A 17,382-nucleotide genomic window follows, 5' to 3' on the forward strand; every position below is an offset into this window, starting at 1 on the left:
GTTGGCGCAGGTAATGATTGCGCCAATAGCTATAAATAAAATAGCAAGCATATTACAGCAGGCCATAGGCGGCAATCTGCGTGCGGCTGACCGCTGCCATGTCTTCACCCGCCAGCCAGGCGCGCTGCCAGGCGACGGTGTGCTCCAGCGCCTGGTCCAGGCTCCAGCGCGGCTGCCAGCCGAGTTCGGCGCGGGCGCGGGTGATGTCCAGCCGCAGCTGGCCAGCCTCGTGCGGATGTGCGCCACCCTCGGGGATTTCCACCTGGGCGCCCTGCCCCCAGAGCGCGGCCAGGCGTTGGGCGACCTGGCCAACGGTGGCATCGCCACGCGCATCGGGACCAAAGTTCCAGGCGCTGGCGGCATGGGACGACTGCGCCAACAGCGCCTCGGCCAGCCGCAGATAGGCCGACAACGGCTCCAGCACATGCTGCCAGGGGCGCACCGCGCCGGGGTAGCGCAAGTGCACCGGCCGCTGGGCGGCGAAGGCTTGCAGGCAGTCGGGCACCAGGCGGTCCGCCGCCCAGTCGCCGCCGCCAATCACGTTGCCAGCCCGGGCGGTGGCGATCTGCGCTGCGCCGGCCGCATGGAAAAAGCTGGCGCGGTAGCTGGCGGTGACGATTTCCGCCGCGCCCTTGCTGGCGCTGTAGGGGTCATGCCCGCCGAGCGCATCGCTTTCGCGGTAGGGGTAGACCCATTCGCGGTTGTCGTAGACCTTGTCGGTAGTCACCACCACCACGGCCCGCACGCTGGGAACGGAGCGCACGGCCTCCAGCAGATGCGCCGTGCCCATCACATTGGTGGCAAAGGTACCCAAGGGGTCGGCATAGCTGGCGCGCACCAGCGGCTGGGCCGCCAGGTGGAACACCACCGTGGGGCGGACGGCGGCCAGTGCAGCCTGCAAGGCCGCCCGATCGGCCAGATCGGCACGGGTGTCGCTGGCCAAGGTATCGGCCACCCGCGCCACCTCGAACAGGCTGGGCATGGTGTTGGGGTCCAGCGCATAGCCGTGCACCTGGGCGCCCAGCGCCTGCAGGCACAGACTCAGCCAGCCACCCTTGAAGCCGGTGTGGCCGGTGAGGAAAACCGGGGTATCGGTCCAAACGCCCATTACCAGCGCTTCCAGGGGGCTTTGCCGGACGACCAGAGTTCTTCCAGCAGGTTTTTCTCACGCAAGGTGTCCATGGGCTGCCAGAAACCGGTGTGCTCATAGGCCATGAGCTGGCCCTCCGCCGCCAAGCCAGCCAAGGGCTCGGCCTCCCAACTGGTGTTGTCGCCGGTAATGCGGTCCAGCACCTGGGGCGACAGCACGAAGAAGCCGCCGTTGATCAGGCCGCCATCGCCGCGCGGTTTTTCGGTAAAGCCCTGCACCACGTCGCCTTCCATGCGCAGCGCGCCGTAACGCCCCGGGGGCTGCACGGCGGTGACCGTGGCCAGCTTGCCGTGCTGCTGGTGGAAAGCGATGCTGGCGGTGATGTCCACGTCGGACACGCCGTCGCCATAGGTGAAGCAAAACGCGGCCTCATCCTTCAGGTAGTCGGCCACGCGCTTCAGGCGGCCTCCGGTCATGGAGTCGTCGCCAGTATCCACCAGGGTGACCTTCCAGGGTTCGGCATGCTTGTGGTGCACTTCCATGCGGTTACTGGCCATGTCGAAAGTCACGTCGGACATGTGCAGGAAGTAGTTGGCGAAGTATTCCTTGATGATGTAGCCCTTGTAGCCGCAGCAGATCACGAAGTCGTTCACGCCATGGGCCGAATACATCTTCAGGATGTGCCAGAGGATGGGTTTGCCGCCGATTTCGATCATCGGCTTGGGACGCAGATGCGTCTCTTCGGAAATCCGGGTGCCCAGGCCCCCGGCCAATATCACTGCTTTCATTTTTGCTGCTCCTTCCAGCGCGCGAACATCTGGCCATAGGCCTGCTCGACCTTGCGCGTAAAGCCCGCCTCGTCCATCAGCTGGCTGGCCTGCATCTGCGCACGCAGCGTGGCGCGCAGCTGGGCCAGGGCCGGCAGATCCGAGGCCAGGGCGACGACCTTGTTGACATACTCTTCTTCGGTCTTGGCAATCCACTCCGGATGGCCCACCCCGTGCAGGATGGCGCTGCCGATGCGGCCTACGCTGGGACGACCGGCCAGGGTGACAAACGGCAGGCCCATGTACAAGGTTTCGAACAAGGTGGTGCCCGAATTGTGCGGGAAGCAATCCAAGCCGATGTCGATGCCGCGCAGCACGTTCCACGGCGGACTGCTGTAGTCGATGTGCAGCCGCTCACGGTCTATGCCGTAGGCGACAAACTTCTGGGCCACCGATTCCTGCACCACCTGGTCTTTGAACGAACTGCTGTCCATCACCAGGTGGGCCGTAGGCAGGCGTTGCAGTATCTGGGCCCAGACGCGGATGGTATGGCGGTTGATGCGCACGCCGCGGGTCAGCGTGCCCAGGGTGATGTAGCCGCGCTCCAGCGCGGGCAGCGCATTGACTTCGCCCATGCTCGGACTGGGCCGGTAGGCGGCATAGCTACTGTCCGGCAGGCGCCAGGGCTGTTCTGAGAACAGATGCTCACAACCCGCCGGAGCGCTGGCTGCGTCGGTCAAGTAGTAGTCGATGGCTTTCAGGCCGGTGGTGTAGCCAAAGCCCATCCAGCTGAGCGACACCGGCGCTGGTTTGCGCGCAAACACGCCCAGGCGGTTGCCGGCGGTGTGGCCCGCCAGGTCGACCAAAATATCGATGCCGTCGGCCCGGATACGCTGGGCCAGTGCGTCGTCGCTCATGCCGCGGGTGGGCACCCAGTGCTCTACGTATTGCTTGTAGCGCTGGGTCGCCGCATCTTCCTTCACCAGATCGGCATAGGCATAGACATCCACCACATGGCGGTCATGCTGGGACAGCAGGGGCTCCATGAAGAAAGTACACGCATGGCCTTTGAAGTCGGGCGACATGTAACCGACCTTCAGCCGGCGCCCGGCTGCGGACGGATTGCTGTGCGGGAGCCAGGCCGATCGGTGCGGAGCACCAAAAAGCCGGTCGAACTCGGCGTAGTTGGCGTAGATCTCCTCTGCCGTTTTATCGGCGTCGTAGTTCAGTGCAAACAGCAGGCTGGAGAAAATACCCACCAGCTGCGGCTCCAGGGCCATGGCACGCCGGAAACTCACCTCTGCCTCGGCCAGACGTCCCTGCATCAGCAGGACCACCGCATGGTTGGCCCAGCCGGCGACAAACTCGGGCTTGATCTCCAGGGCTTTGACGGCACAGGCCTCGGCCTCGACCAGCCGGCACTGCTCCTTGAGGATGCCACACAGATTGCTCCAGGCCTCGGCGGCCTGGGGTTCGATCTCCACGGCCCGGCGCAAATCGGCCTCGGCTTCTGCCAACAAGCCCAGTTCACCCAGGAAGTTGCCGCGGTGGAAATAACCCACATGGCTGTCATCCGACACATCGACCGCTTTGCGGAAGCTGACCTCGGCCTCGGCCCGCCGTCCTTGCTGCTGCAAGACCCGGCCCAGATGCAAGGCCGCCTGCATATCGTCGGGCTTGAGCCGCAGCAGGCTGCGCCAGACCGATTCCGCCTCGACCAGTCCGCCCGACTCCTGCAACAAGCCCCCCAGGCTTTGGTGCGAGGCTTCAAAGTCGGGCTTGAGCCGCAAGGCTTCGCGGTAGCAAGGAATCGCCTCGTTGCGCCGCCCCTGGCCCACCAGGGTATTGCCCAGGTTGTGGTGCGCCTCGGCATCGCCGGGCTGCAGAGCAATCAGCGCGCGGTAGCAAGGCTCGGCTTGCCGCATCAGGCCCTGCTGCTCATAGGCCATGGCCAGGTTGAACAGCGCCTCGGTATCGTCGGGCAGGAGCTGCACTGCGCGTTGCTTGGCCTGCAAAGCGGCGTCGACATGGCCGCATTTCTGCGCAAACGAGCCCAGCAACTTCCAGCTGTAGCCATGGCGGGGATAGCGGGCGACCAGGGCCTGCGCGGCTTGTTCGCCTTCTGCAAAAGCTTGCTCCTGGTACAGGCGCACCAGACCGTTCATCGCGTCTGTACTGGGCACTGCCTCTACCGCCCCCACCGCGGTGCGGGTGGCCCAGCGCTCGAACATCTGGCCATAGGCCTGCTCCACCTTGCGGGTGAAGCGCTCTTCATCCATCAACTGGCTGGCCTGCATCTGCGCACGCAAACCAGCGCGCAGCCGGGCCAAGGCGGGCAGATCGGATGCCAGGGCGACGACTTTGTCTACATATTCGTCTTCGGTCGAGGCAATCCACTCCGGGCGACCCAATCCGTGCAGGATGGCGCTGCCGATACGGCCCACGCTGGGACGGCCGGCCAGGGTCACATAGGGCAGGCCCATGTACAGGGTCTCGAACAAGGTGGTGCCGGAGTTGTGCGGGAAGCAGTCCAGGCCTATGTCGATGCCGCGCAGCACATCCCAGGGGGGGCTGTTGAAGCCAATGTGCAGGCGCTCGCGCTCTATGCCCAGGGCCACAAATTTCTGCACCACATCTTCTTGTACTGCTGCATCCTGGAAAGACCGGCTGTCAACCACCAGATGGGCCGTCGGCAGACGCTGCAGCACCCGCGCCCAGACGCTGACCGTGTGGTGGTTGATGCGCACACCACGGGTCAGGGTGCCCAGCGTGACGTAACCGCGCTCCAGGGCCGGCAAGGGGTTCACCGCCCCCATGCCGTCGCCCGGGCGGTACACCGCATAGCAGCTGTCCGGCAGGCGCCAGGGTTCCTCGGAGAACAGGGCTTCGCTGCCCACCGGGGCGCTGACTTCGTCGGTCAGGTAGTAATCGATGGCGCGCAGGCCGGTGGTATAGCCGTAGCCCATCCAGCTCAAGGACACCGGAGCCGGTTTGCGCGCAAACACGCCCAGGCGGTTACCGACGGTATGGCCGGCCAGGTCGACCAGGATATCGATGCCGTCGGCCCGGATACGCTGGGCCAGATCGGCATCGCTCATGCCGCGCGTGGGCACCCAGTGCGCCACATGGCGCTGGTAGCGCTGGGTGACGGCGTCCTCCTTGTTCAGCTCGGCGTAGGCCGTGACCTCGACCACAGCCGGGTCGTGCCAGGCCAGCAAAGGCTCCATGAAGAAAGTGCAGGAATGGCTGCGGAAGTCGGGCGACACATAGCCGACCCGCAAACGCCGGCCCAGGCTGCGGTCATTGCCATGTGCGACCCAGTCGCCCCGGTACGGATCGCCAAATCGTCGCTCGTATTCGCGGTAGGCTTCAAAAATGGTTTCGGCGCTGTGCTCGGGGTGGTAGTTCAGCGTGAACAAAAAGTTGTCGTACACCCATTTATGCTGGGGTTTCAGCGCCAGAGCCGCCCGGAAATTTATTTCCGACTCGGCAATGCGGCCCATTTTTTGGTACGTGATGGCGAGGTTGTTATAGGCCTCCGCGTAGTCAGGGTTCAGCACCAAGGCCCGTTGCAAAGCGGCCTCGGCCAGCATGTAGTGCCCCTGGTCCTGCAATGACTGGCCCAGGTTACACGCCGCCTCGGCGTCCTGTGGCATCAGCTCCACAGCCTTCTTTTTGGCCGCCAGCGCCTCGTCCACCAGACCCAGGGGGTGCAGCATGGCGCCCAGGGCCTTCCAGCCAAAGCCTTCACGGGGGTACAAGCGCACCATTTCGCGCGCGGCCGCAGCACCCGCCACAAAGTCACGCGACTCGAAGAACGAGGCCAGCAAGCGCATCTCGTCCGCGCTAGGCGCATCGCGGCGCGTCACCAGCGCCGGTGTGTTGTCCACCTGCGATACCGGGTTCTGCTGGGCCCAGCGCGCGAACATCTGGCCATAGGCCTGCTCGACCTTGCGCGTAAAGCCCGCCTCGTCCATCAGCTGGCTGGCCTGCATCTGTGCGCGCAAACCAGCACGCAGTTGGGCCAGGAGGGGCAGATCCGACGCCAGGGCGACGACCTTGTCCACATACTCTTCTTCGGTCTGGGCAATCCACTCCGGCCGGCCGAGACCTTGCAGAATGGCGCTGCCGATGCGGCCCACGCTGGGACGGCCGGCCAGGGTAATGAAGGGCAGCCCCATGTACAGGGTTTCGAACAAGGTGGTGCCCGAGTTATGCGGGAAGCAATCCAGGCCTATGTCGATGCCGCGCAACACATCCCAGGGTGGGCTGTTAAAGCCGATGTGCAGGCGCTCGGCGGCTATTCCATACGCGCCGAATTTGCCTATCGCAGCATCGCGCACCGTCGGGTCCTTGAACGAACTGCTGTCGATGACGATATGGGCCGAGGGCAGGCGTTGCAGTATCTGGGCCCAGACGCGGATGGTATGGCGGTTGATGCGCACGCCGCGGGTCAGCGTGCCCAGGGTGATGTAGCCGCGCTCCAGCGCGGGCAGCGCATTGACTTCGCCCATGCTCGGACTGGGCCGGTAGGCGGCATAGCTACTGTCCGGCAGGCGCCAGGGCTGTTCTGAGAACAGATGCTCACAACCCGCCGGAGCGCTGGCTGCGTCGGTCAAGTAGTAGTCGATGGCTTTCAGGCCGGTGGTGTAGCCAAAGCCCATCCAGCTGAGCGACACCGGCGCTGGTTTGCGCGCAAACACGCCCAGGCGGTTGCCGGCGGTGTGGCCCGCCAGGTCGACCAAAATATCGATGCCGTCGGCCCGGATACGCTGGGCCAGTGCGTCGTCGCTCATGCCGCGGGTGGGCACCCAGTGCTCTACGTATTGCTTGTAACGCTGGGTGGCCGCATCTTCTTGCGTCAACTCGGCGTAGGCATAGACATCCACCAAGTTGCGGTCGTGCCGGGACAGTAGCGGCTCCATGAAGAAGGTACAGGCATGGCCTTTGAAGTCGGGCGACACGTAGCCGACCTTCAAGCGCCGCTGTGCGTTGCGCGGATTCTGGTGCGGTGCCCAACTGGTGCGATGCGGCAGCCCAAAGCGCTTCTCGTATTCACCGTAGGTCTGAAATATGTCTTCCGCGCTTTTGTCGGGGTGGTAGTTCAAGACAAACAGCAGATTGTCGAAGGCAATACGGTAGTCGGCCTTGGCCGCCACCGCTTTCTGCAGCACGGCAACGGCCTCGTCCACCTGGCCATGGACATTGAAAATACCGCTCAGGTTGTTCAGCGCTTCCGCGAAACCGGGCTGTATGGCGATCGCACGCTCAAAACAGCGGTGCGCAGCATCCACCTGGCCGTCTGCGTTCAAGGCCAAGCCCAGGTTATTGAAAGCCTCGGCGTAATCCGGCTTGACTGCCACACAGGCCTGTAACACCTCGATGGCCTGCTGGGTCTGGCCCAGCTCGAAATACGAGCGGCCCAAATTGCACAGGCCTTCTGCATCCTCTGGCAAAAGCTGCACGGCTTTTAACTTGGCTGCCAACGCCTCTTCCTTCTTGCCCTGCGGCTGCAGCATGGTGCCCAGCGCCTTCCAGGCGAAACCACTGTCCGGGCAGCGCTGCACCAGTGCACGGGCGCGCGCTTCGCCCTGTGCATAGTCCCCTTGGTTGAACAGCTGAACCAAGGCTTGCATCTCTTCAGCAGACGGTTCGGAAGGCGCAGGCGGGGCGGCATGCAGCGACAGGCGGGGCAGGCGTTCACTCAGGGCATTTACGGCAGCCAGCTGCAAACCCTGGGCCTGGGCCAGCGGAAGCACCTCGCGCGCCAGATCGAAATGCTGGCAGCGGATCAAGGCGTCGATGTAGCTGAACCAGAATTGCGGGCGCCCTGCATCCGCATTCAGTGCGGCCTCGAAATGTGGCAATGCCTCATGTGGCCGCAGCAGCTGCACGGCCAGCAACACCCCCAGATTGTGGTGCGCATCCGCATGCAGTGGATCAAGCTCCAACACCGTGCGGTACAAGGCTTCCGCAGACCCGAACTCCCATTTCTTATGGGCCTCCAACGCCTGCTGCAGGGTATCCTGCGTCGCATCCCCATCGGGCAAGACCAGACTGGCAGCGTCCGTCAAATCAGTCATAGTCAATTGGCCTTGCGTAAGAGATGGTTTACAGGACATCCGTCTCGTGGGAGGATAAACCTTCAACTCCCAGCAGCAAGGCCCGATTAAATGCCATTTTGTGGTCCTTATTTTTAAAGTAAGGTGCAACAAATCCGATACATTTAGATAGGTTAAAAGCCGCTTTTGATACCGATGCATTCCAACACCGCCCCAACTCCTGCGCGCCCCCAGACATGATCGTCCTCATCGGCTACGCCGTCTCCATGGGTTGCATCTTCGGTGTTTACATCTTCCACGGTGGCAACATCGCTGTGATTTTGAAGGCCTTGCCGTTCGAGCTGATCACCATTTTCGGCGGTGCACTCGGGGCTTTCGCGGTAAACAACCAGCCCAAAGTGCTCAAAGCCACCATGGCCCTGCTACCGCAGGCGCTCAAAGGCTCGAAGTACACCAAGACCCGTTACCTGGAGCTGCTGTCGCTGCTGTATGACATCCTGCAAAAGGCGCGCAAAGAAGGACTGATGGCGATCGAGGGTGACGTGGAGTCCCCGCACGAGTCCGAGCTTTTCAAAAAATACCCCACGGTCGGCAGCGACCACCACGTGGTGGAGTTCATGACCGACTACCTGCGGATGATGGTGTCCGGCAACCTGAACGCCCACGAAATTGAATCGCTGATGGACAGCGAGATCGACACCCACCACGCCGAAGCCCACGCCCCCATCGCCGCCATTGCCCGGCTGGCGGGTGCCTTGCCCGCTTTCGGGATTGTGGCGGCGGTGTTGGGGGTGGTGAACACCATGGGTTCGGTAGGGCAACCGCCAGCGGTGCTGGGCGGCATGATCGCGTCGGCGCTGGTGGGTACTTTCCTGGGGATCTTGCTCGCATATGGCGTGGTAGAACCCCTTGGCGGGCTGCTAGAGCAAAAAACCGAAGACGGCGCCAAAGAGCTGCAATGCATGAAATCCACCTTGCTGGCCAGCATGCAGGGTTACAACCCCGCTACCGCCATCGAATTCGGTCGCAAAGTATTGTTTTCAACGGACCGCCCCAGTTTTGCGGAACTGGAAGGCCATGTCCGTGGCAAAAAATAACTTAGCAGAAAGCGGGTATGGCGAGCGACGGTAAAAAGCTCCAACCGATCATCGTCAAGAAGATCAAGAAAGGCGGCCATGCCGTGCATGGCGGCGCCTGGAAGATTGCGTACGCCGACTTTGTGACCGCCATGATGGCGTTCTTTTTGCTGATGTGGCTGCTGGGCTCCACCTCCGAAGGCGACAAAAAAGGCTTGTCTGACTTTTTTAACACCCCGCTGAAGGTGGCCATGCAAGGCGGCAGCGGCGCGGGCGCAAGTAACAGCATTTTGTCTGGCGGTGGATCGGATCTGACCAAATCAGCGGGCCAAGGCACACGCGGCACAGGGGACGACCCCGCCAAAAAGAAAATGGACGACGCAGCTGCCAAGGCAGAAATTGCCAAGCAGGATGCCAAACGTATCTCCAGCTTGCGCGCCAAAATCGACTCCCTGATCACCAGCAGCCCCAAACTGAGCGAGTTCCGTTCGCAAATTCGCCTAGAAACCACACCCGATGGGCTGCAGATTCAAATCGTGGACGAGCAAAATCGCCCCATGTTTGACAGCGGCAGCGCCTTGGTGAAGCCCTATATGCGTGAAATTTTGCGAGAAATCGGCAGTGCCCTCAACGAAGTCGAGAACCGCATCAGCCTGGCCGGACACACCGACAGCACCCCTTATGGCAATGGTGAACGGGGTTATAGCAACTGGGAACTGTCCGCCGACCGTGCAAATGCATCGCGTCGCGAATTGGTGGCCGCCGGCATGCCTGATGCGAAAATGGCACGGGTCGTAGGCTTGGCCGCCAGCAATCTGATGGACACCAAAAATCCTTTGGCCCCCGTAAATCGCCGGATCAGTATTACGATCATGACCAGAGAAGCAGAAGAACGGCTGATGGGCAATGCCACAATAGCTGATCCTGTAACAATTGAAACACCATCCGTTACCGACATGACCTCCGCACCAACGCCCGAACGAGGCGTGCAGAAACCATGAGAACGCCGAGAACCCTCACAATGCGCCTTATTTCAGCAACCTCCATCGAAAGGGTCACACGTGGCAACTGACCTGCGTTTCCTCATTGTTGATGACTTTTCAACCATGCGCCGTATTGTCCGCAACCTGCTCAAGGAAAGCGGATTTCCCGACGCAGAAGAAGCCGAAGATGGCGTCGCCGCCATGCAAAAGCTCCGCAGCGGCGTGCATTTCGACTTTGTTGTCAGCGACATCAATATGCCGAACATGAACGGCTTTCAGCTCCTGGCGGAAATCAAGGCGGACGAGAAGCTCAAGCATCTCCCTGTATTGATGGTCACCGCCGAAGCCCGCAAGGAAGACATCGTGGCAGCCGCCCAGGGTGGCGCAGCGGGCTACATCGTCAAACCCTTTACCAAAGCCACGCTGGAAGAAAAGCTTGTGCACATTCTCAAAAAGAATGGGCTGATCCCAGCATGAGCGCCGCAGCTCTTCCCGCCGAAGGGGACCTTCAACCAGCAGTACACCAAAAGCTGGGCATGCTGACGCGGCAGCTGCACGACTCCTTGAACGAGCTGGGCTACACCGACAAGCTCAAAGGCAGCGCAGAAGAGCTTCCCGATGCACAAAGTCGCCTCACCTACATCGCACGCCTGACGGGCGAAGCCGCCGAGAAAGTGCTGAGCCGGGTAGATCTGGCAAAAATCCAGCATGACTTCATTGCCGCAGAGACCAGTCGCCTGGCGGCCCTGATCGTCAAAGATCCGGTGGCGGCCGTGGCAACAGGTGCGGTATACAACTTCGTCGCAGATGTAGACCGCGCCAGCAAAGAGATCGACTCCCATCTGACCGAAATCATGATGGCGCAGGATTTCCATGATTTGACCGGACAGGTGATTGCACGGGTGGTGAACCTGACTGCCACCATTGAAAAACAATTGATTGAGCTGCTGATCCAAACAGCGCCCAGCCCAACCCCGATCACGGCCAAAGCCCCCGAGGGATTGGCTGGCCCAGTGGTGGACCCGACCTCGCGAACCGATGTCGTCACCGACCAGTCTCAGGTCGATGATTTGCTGGCCAGCCTAGGCTTCTAACTTCGCTAACAAGCCCTTCTAAATCCCGTTTATCGGGCTTTAGAAAAATGGCCGGATGCAGACAATGGGGTTTCATAAAACTCCAGTGCCATGGACTCATCCAGCCAAGACAAAAGCCTACCAGCGACCGAGCGCAAGCTGCAGCAAGCGCGCAAGGACGGGCAGGCATCGCGCTCCAAAGACTTGTCGCATCTGGCAGTCCTGGGTGCAGGCTCGGCGGCCTTGCTGGTTTTGGCGCCCACCTTCATGGAGCGCTTCAAGTTGGCCATGGGCCAACAACTCTCCTTTACCGCCAGCACACTGGCAAACAACGGCAGCATGCTGGACCGCCTGCAGGACATGGTGCTGATCGGCATGATTGCCAGTGCCGTTTTCGCGGGCATCGTGATGGTCGCTGCGGTGGGCAGCGCAGTGGCCGCCGGCGGATGGGTAACCAGCCTGAAACCCATCATGCCGGACTTGAGCCGACTGAACCCGATCTCCGGCTTCGGCCGCCTGTTCTCCAAAGAGCAAGTGACAGAAGTTATCAAATTGATAGCAATCACCGCAGTACTTATCACGGTTGCATGGACATTTTTATCCAATAGTCTGAATACGGTTGCACTCCTGGTGCTGCAGCCGTCCGCCGCTTCGATCCAGCAGTTGGCCAACTGGATTACCTCGGGCATGAGCCTTTTGCTGCTGGTGGTATTCGCATTGGCGGCCATCGACGTGCCTTTGCAGACTTTTCTCATGAAGTCGCGGCTGAAGATGTCGCACCAGGAAGTGAAGCAAGAGCACAAAGAATCCGATGGCAATCCACAGATGAAGGGCAAGATGCGCGCCCGGGCGCGTGAGGTGGCCCAGCGTAGCAGCGTCGGCGCGGTACCCAAGGCAGACTTCGTGCTCATGAATCCAACGCACTTTGCGGTCGCCCTGCGCTATGACGAAAAAACCATGCGTGCGCCGCAAGTCATTGCCAAAGGCGCCGATCTGGTGGCCATGAAGATACGGGACATGGCCAAGGCCCACTCCGTGCCGGTATTCCAGTCCCCCATGCTGGCCCGCGCACTGTATGCCCATGCCGAAATCAATGGCGAGATTCCATCGGCCCTGTACACCGCGGTAGCCCAGGTGTTGGCCTATGTGTACCGAGTCAAAGCCGCAATGCGGGGCGAGGGCACCATGCCCGATAGCTTCCCGCAGCCCGATGTTCCGCCTGAGCTGGACCCCTTGAGTAAAACCATTCTGGCCGAGGCCACACCGTGAACCCGCAACTCAAATCAGCCCAGCAGTGGTTCAACACCAATCGGTCGCTGATGCAGGGCGTGTCTGCGCCCATCATGGTGATGACCATTTTGGCCATGATGGTCCTGCCCATGCCCGCATGGTTGCTGGACACGTTCTTTACCATCAATATCGCCGTTGCGCTGATGGTTATGATGGTCGCAGCCTATATGGTGCGGCCACTGGACTTTGCCGCGTTTCCCTCGGTTCTGCTGCTCACCACGCTGATGCGTCTGTCGCTCAACGTGGCATCCACCCGGGTTGTGCTGCTGGAAGGCCATACCGGCGCAGGTGCTGCAGGCGCGGTGATTGAGGCCTTTGGGCATTTCCTGATCGGCGGCAACTTTGCGGTCGGTTTGATCGTTTTCGCCATTTTGGTGGTCATCAACTTTATCGTGGTGACAAAAGGCGCAGAACGTATTGCGGAAGTCTCTGCGCGCTTTACGCTGGACGCGATGCCCGGCAAGCAAATGGCCGTCGATGCCGACCTGAACGCCGGCTTGATCAATGACGCGGAAGCCAAACGCCGCCGCGCCGAAGTGGGAGAAGAAGCCGACTTTTTTGGATCGATGGACGGTGCATCCAAGTTTGTCCGAGGCGACGCGATTGCGGGCATCTTGATTCTGCTGATCAACATCGTGGGCGGCTTCACGATCGGCGTGTTGCAGCACGGCCTCACCGCCTCCAAAGCCGCCGACACCTACATCCTGCTGGCGGTGGGCGACGCGCTGGTTGCGCAGATCCCCGGCTTGCTGATCTCCATCGCAGCCGCCATGGTGGTGTCGCGGGTGGGCAAAGACGACGATATTGGCAAGCAGATCATCCACCAACTGTTTGACTCCCCCAAGGTATTGGGCATTACGGCCGGCATTTTGGCGTTCATGGGCATCATTCCCAATATGCCGCACACGGTGTTTTTGTCCATGGCTGCCGTCTTGGGCTATAGCGCCTGGGCCATCTCCAAGCGCCCTGCTCCGGTGGACGCCACCGCCATCGTGGCACCGCCCCCGACCGATGGCGAAGCCACCTGGGACGACCTCCAGCCCGTCGATCTGCTGGGACTGGAGTTGGGTTACCGACTGATTACATTGGTAGATAAAACCCGCCCTGGCGATCTGCTGACCCGGATCAAGGGGGTACGGCGCAAATTCGCACAAGAGGTTGGCTTTCTGCCGCCACCTGTCCACGTGCGCGACAACCTCGACCTCAAACCCAGTGCTTACCGCATTACCTTGCGCGGCGTTGTGGTGGGCGAAGGCGAAGCCTTCCCGGGGATGTACCTGGCCATCAACCCTGGCGGCATCACCACCCCACTGATTGGCACGGCTACCACCGATCCTGCCTTCGGCCTACCCGCACACTGGATCGACGAGCGGCAGAAGGAAGCGGCACAAATGGCCGGCTTTACCGTGGTTGATTCGGAAACCGTGATGGCCACACATTTGTCACACTTGATGCAAGTGCAGGCGGCCAGGTTACTGAGCCGCACAGAGACGCAACAACTGGTGGAGCATGTCAGCAAGCTGGCCCCCAAACTGATCGAAGAAGTGGTTCCCAAAATGGTGTCTATCGCCACGTTCCAGAAAGTCTTGCAGCTCTTGCTGGAAGAGTCTGTGCACATCCGCGATATCCGAACCATTGTGGAATGCCTGGCCGAGCACGCAGGCAGCACCACCGACCCAGCCGACCTGGCCCGCCGTGTGCGCATTGCCTTGGCTCCGGCCATCGTGCAACAAATTTACGGCCCGACCCGCGAACTGAACGTCATCGCCATCGAGCCCGGCCTGGAGCGGATGCTGGTGCAAGCCCTCGGCAATGCCGCCGGCCCGGCACTGGACCCCGGCGTTGCCGACCTGCTGACCCGCAATGTGGCAGACGTCGCCCTCCAGCAGGAAGAGCTGGGTGTACCCGCCTGCCTGCTGGTCCCAGACCAAATTCGCAATGCAATTTCGCGGCTGGTGCGCCGGGTAGCCCCCCGCCTGCAAGTGCTGGCGCACAGTGAAATTCCAGAAACCCACACCATCCGCATTGGCCCCATTCTCAAAGGTGCACTCACATGAATATCCAACGCTTTCACGCTGCTACGTCCCGCGAAGCTTTGGCCAAGGCCCGCGCGGTTTTTGGTGAGGGCACGCTCATCCTGTCCAACCGCCCAACCTCCACAGGAGTCGAAGTGGTCGCGACCGCAGAAGATGCACTGTCCTCACTGGACCGGACGTCAGAGCCGTCCGGCCTGGGACAGACCCATGCAGCACCTGCTTCGTCTTCTGCAGCCACCCAGGCCATGGCACAGATCCCGGTAGAAGAAGACACCGAACAACTGGCCATGAGCACACTGTCGTTCCAGGACTATGTGCGCGAACGCATGCTGCGCCGCCGCCATGAAACCAGTACGGGTTTGCGCGACGAAATCTTCCCGCCCAAAGTGGATGCACAACCCAGCGTTGCAACGCCCGTGCCGCAATCCCAGCGCGCGCAACATGCGGCGCCGTTTGCAACCGCCCCGGTGGCTCGCCCCAAGCCTGCGCCCGCATCGGCCGTGATGAACTCCAAGGGTATCGTGGACGAACTGCAAGCCATGAAGGACATGATTGAAGAGCGCTTCAACACCATGGCCTGGCTGGGCAAAACCAAGCAAGATCCCATCCAGTCCAATCTGATGCTCAAAATGATCCGCGCAGGCTACTCGCCAGCCTTGGCCCGGGCCGTTATCGAACGACTGCCAGAGGATGCCAACCCTGCAGAGGCCGTACGTTGGCTGATGGAGGTGCTGGAGCGCAATCTGCGTACCGATGCCGGCGCTAAACCTTTGTTTGACCAAGGCGGTATCTATGCACTGGTCGGCGCCACCGGCGTAGGCAAAACCACCACGGCCGCCAAACTCGCGGCCCATTGCGTGCGGGTCCATGGTGCCAACAGCGTCGGCCTGATCACGCTGGACACCTACCGGATTGCCGCACACGAGCAGCTACGCGCTTTTGGTCGCATGCTGGGCGTAGTGGCGCATCTGGCCCATGACCGGGCCGCTCTGCAAGACCTGCTGGGCTTGCTGGGCAACAAGAAAATGGTGCTGATAGATACCACGGGCATCGCCCCCAAAGATCCGCGCAAGCGTGACATGATGGATGTGCTGGACCTGCCTGGCGTCAATCGCCTGCTGGTGCTCAATGCCGGTAGCCACGGCGACACCATGGACGAAGTGCTGACCTCTTTCAAGACCCGGGGCGTGCAACAGGCCATCCTGTCCAAAATCGACGAAGCAGCCAAGCTGGGCCCCGCATTGGACGCCATCATCCGGCATCAGTTGGTGCTGCGCGGTGTGTGCAACGGCCAACGTGTGCCCGAGGACTGGGAGGCGGCTGACGCCAAAAAGCTGGTTCGGGCTTCCATGCGCTCCACCACCAAATCCGCATTTGACCCCAAAGCGGTGGATTTGAACTTCTTCTTCACCCCTGCATCGCCTTCCCCTGCCCGCAAGGAACGGGTACATGCTTGAGTCGTGTGTCGACCAAGGCGAAAGCCTGCGTCGCATGGCGCCGCAGGCCGCCTGGAGTGTGATTGCCATGGTGACCCGGGGGGACTCCGACACAGAGCTGCCCCTGCTATGGCAAATCTGCGCCGTGTTACAAAGCTTCAACTACCGTATCACCGTACTGGACGCAAGTTCAACGGAAACCGATGACAATCCGGGTTTACAGAACCTACTGGATCACGCACACTGGCTGGAAGATGTGCCAGCAGACACATCTCCATGGCATATCGTGCCAGCCCGTTTAGGGCTTGGCCGCATAGCAAGCCAACACAGTCGGGGACACCGCATGCCGCTGCAGCCCTTGGGCCACTTGTTTCGCAACTGCGACCTCGTCGTGGTGTATGCGGACGCCCACATGCTGGCCACCTTGCTGCCGGGCAGCCAGGTTCGGCCATTGCTGGCGGTTACCCCGCATAGAGCATCTATCATTGGCGCTTACAAAGGCTTCAAAAAATTATTCCTGCAAGCCCAGTTGGCGCCTCTGATCGCGTCCGTAGTGAGTAATCCGTTCAAAAATGCGGAGAATTTGGCCAGAACCACCGGCCTCGCGCTACAGCAGTGCGCCCAAATCCACCTGGGCTGCCATACAGAATTCATGACGGTTCGCACCTTTCCGCAGCAGCACAAGCACTGGAACGATGCCCATCCGCTCGCACGGCGCCTGATGGCCAATGCGATTCCGATAGCGCATAGCTTGGCAGATGCAGCCAGAGCGTCTTTACCCACCCCTTTCGGCTATCGGGCAGGGGCATATTGATGTACACAGCGAAAGGCCATCTGGACCGGGAGCACATGATCCGCCAGTATGTCCCTCTGGTTCGACGGCTGGCGCACCACATGATTGCCAAGCTGCCGCCGAATATCGAGCTCGATGATCTGATCCAGGTGGGCATGATCGGATTATCGGAAGCGCTGACACGCTACGAGGTCGCCCAGGGCGTGCAGTTCGAAACGTTTGCGACGCAACGCATTCGCGGTGCGATGATTGATGAGTTGCGCGAGGGTGACTGGATGTCCCGCGGTTCACGCAAGAGCCAGAAGGAAATCGAGCGTGCAGTGCAGCGCCTGGAGCAAAAGCTCGGCCGCAGCCCGCTGGAGTCAGAAATCGCCGCCGAGCTGGACATGGAGCTGGCCGACTACCAGGAGTTGCTGGGCAAAGTCCGCGGCACCCAGCTGGTGTATCTGGAAGACATGACCGGAGGTTCGGACGAGGAGTCCAGCTTTCTCGACCGGCATATCGCCGACGAAAGCGCCGACCCCATCCATTTGCTGCGCGACCACCGGCTGCGCGCGTCTCTGGTCGAAGCCATCAAAACCCTGCCGGAGCGGGAGCAGTACATCATGAGCATGTACTACGAAAACGACTTGAATCTCAAGGAAATTGCAGCTGTACTGGAGATTACCGAATCCCGGGTCTGCCAGTTGCACAGCCAGTCCATTGCCCGACTGCGTGCCAAGATGCGCAGCCACTAAGGTAGTTTTTGCACCCGCCCATAAAAAATCGCCCCAGTG

12 protein-coding genes are annotated in these 17,382 nt (G+C 61.2%); 9 read left to right on the plus strand and 3 right to left on the minus strand.

The annotated features are described in order from the left end of the window. Positions 1 to 52 precede the first annotated feature (52 nt). From rfbG to J2X19_RS21180, 3 genes are read right to left on the minus strand one after another with little or no spacing between them, the layout of a single operon-like run. A complete protein-coding gene (gene rfbG / locus J2X19_RS21170; RefSeq protein ID WP_310376288.1) occupies positions 53 to 1,108 on the minus strand; it encodes a CDP-glucose 4,6-dehydratase in 1,056 nt (351 codons plus the stop codon). Further along, a complete protein-coding gene (gene rfbF, locus J2X19_RS21175; protein ID WP_310376290.1) occupies positions 1,108 to 1,878 on the minus strand; it encodes a glucose-1-phosphate cytidylyltransferase in 771 nt (256 codons plus the stop codon). The genes rfbG and rfbF overlap by 1 nt, the downstream gene beginning before the upstream one ends. After that, positions 1,875 to 7,940 carry an O-linked N-acetylglucosamine transferase family protein gene (locus J2X19_RS21180; protein WP_310376292.1) on the minus strand — a complete coding sequence of 2,022 codons (6,066 nt, stop codon included), beginning with the start codon at positions 7,938 to 7,940 and terminating at the stop codon, positions 1,875 to 1,877. Before J2X19_RS21180 ends, rfbF begins: the two co-directional genes overlap by 4 nt. Before the next feature lie 215 nt (positions 7,941 to 8,155). Here J2X19_RS21180 and motA point away from each other — a divergent pair, with 215 nt between their 5' ends. The 9 genes from motA to J2X19_RS21225 all read left to right on the plus strand — a co-directional run bounded on the left by motA (position 8,156) and on the right by J2X19_RS21225 (position 17,343). Continuing rightward, entirely contained in the window at positions 8,156 to 9,016 is an 861-nt protein-coding gene (gene motA, locus J2X19_RS21185) for a flagellar motor stator protein MotA (RefSeq protein ID WP_092762587.1), read from the plus strand. A 17-nt stretch (positions 9,017 to 9,033) separates the two neighbouring features. Continuing rightward, a complete protein-coding gene (gene motB, locus J2X19_RS21190; protein WP_310376294.1) occupies positions 9,034 to 9,996 on the plus strand; it encodes a flagellar motor protein MotB in 963 nt (320 codons plus the stop codon). A 60-nt stretch (positions 9,997 to 10,056) separates the two neighbouring features. Further along, positions 10,057 to 10,455 carry a chemotaxis response regulator CheY gene (gene cheY / locus J2X19_RS21195; protein WP_092762591.1) on the plus strand — a complete coding sequence of 133 codons (399 nt, stop codon included), beginning with the start codon at positions 10,057 to 10,059 and terminating at the stop codon, positions 10,453 to 10,455. Further along, the gene (locus J2X19_RS21200) at positions 10,452 to 11,072 is read left to right on the plus strand and encodes a protein phosphatase CheZ (RefSeq protein ID WP_116606939.1); all 621 of its coding nucleotides are present in this window, start codon (positions 10,452 to 10,454) and stop codon (positions 11,070 to 11,072) included. Before cheY ends, J2X19_RS21200 begins: the two co-directional genes overlap by 4 nt. 90 nt (positions 11,073 to 11,162) lie before the next feature. Then, entirely contained in the window at positions 11,163 to 12,320 is a 1,158-nt protein-coding gene (locus tag J2X19_RS21205; RefSeq protein WP_310376297.1) for an EscU/YscU/HrcU family type III secretion system export apparatus switch protein, read from the plus strand. 50 nt (positions 12,321 to 12,370) lie between these two features. After that, the gene (gene flhA, locus J2X19_RS21210; protein ID WP_310376877.1) at positions 12,371 to 14,398 is read left to right on the plus strand and encodes a flagellar biosynthesis protein FlhA; all 2,028 of its coding nucleotides are present in this window, start codon (positions 12,371 to 12,373) and stop codon (positions 14,396 to 14,398) included. Beyond that, positions 14,395 to 15,834, plus strand: coding sequence for a flagellar biosynthesis GTPase FlhF (flhF, locus tag J2X19_RS21215; protein WP_310376300.1), 1,440 nt, complete (start codon positions 14,395 to 14,397; stop codon positions 15,832 to 15,834). Before flhA ends, flhF begins: the two co-directional genes overlap by 4 nt. Continuing rightward, positions 15,827 to 16,627 carry a hypothetical protein gene (locus tag J2X19_RS21220; RefSeq protein ID WP_310376302.1) on the plus strand — a complete coding sequence of 267 codons (801 nt, stop codon included), beginning with the start codon at positions 15,827 to 15,829 and terminating at the stop codon, positions 16,625 to 16,627. Before flhF ends, J2X19_RS21220 begins: the two co-directional genes overlap by 8 nt. Beyond that, on the plus strand, positions 16,627 to 17,343 hold the full coding sequence (locus J2X19_RS21225; protein WP_310376304.1) for an RNA polymerase sigma factor FliA: 717 nt from the start codon (positions 16,627 to 16,629) through the stop codon (positions 17,341 to 17,343). The genes J2X19_RS21220 and J2X19_RS21225 overlap by 1 nt, the downstream gene beginning before the upstream one ends. The last annotated feature ends 39 nt before the right edge of the window (positions 17,344 to 17,382 follow it).

Source organism: Rhodoferax ferrireducens (genome assembly GCF_031458075.1).
Taxonomy (GTDB): Bacteria; Pseudomonadota; Gammaproteobacteria; order Burkholderiales; family Burkholderiaceae_C; genus Rhodoferax_B; species Rhodoferax_B ferrireducens_A.